Consider the following 585-nt stretch of genomic DNA (forward strand, 5'->3'; position numbering starts at 1 on the left):
GATGCCTTCCCCGGCTCGCACCCGCTTTCCGTCGGCCCGCTAGGCTACAACGGGTCGAAGGCCGCGATGGAACTGATCGCAAAGGCCGATGTGGTGCTGGCGCTGGGCACCCGGCTCAATCCTTTCTCGACCCTGCCGGGATACGGCATCGATTATTGGCCGAAGGACGCGAAGATCATTCAGGTCGACATCAATCCTGACCGGATCGGCCTGACGAAAAAGGTCACCGTCGGCATCGTGGGTGACGCAGGCAAGGTCGCGAAGGGCCTGCTCGCCCNCCTGTCCGACACCGCGGGCGACGAAGGCCGGGACGACCGCAAGAACCTGATCGCCAAGACCAAATCCGCATGGGCGCAAGCGCTCACCTCGATGGACCATGAAGACGACGATCCCGGCACCACTTGGAACGAACGCGCCCGCGACCGCGAGCCCGAAAAGATGAGCCCCCGCATGGCATGGCGCGCCATTCAATCCGCCCTGCCACGCGAAGCGATCATCAGTTCGGACATCGGCAACAACTGCGCCATCGGCAACGCCTATCCCTCGTTCGAGGATGGCCGCAAATATCTGGCACCGGGTCTTTTC

The 585-nt window shown here is 63.2% G+C and carries 1 pseudogene; it reads left to right on the top strand.

The window, feature by feature from the left end:
* A pseudogene (locus tag A3764_RS18295) lies at nucleotides 1-585 on the top strand (sulfoacetaldehyde acetyltransferase); the annotation flags it as partial.

The organism is Sulfitobacter sp. HI0129 (assembly GCF_001635395.1).
In the GTDB taxonomy this organism is placed as follows: domain Bacteria; phylum Pseudomonadota; class Alphaproteobacteria; order Rhodobacterales; family Rhodobacteraceae; genus Sulfitobacter.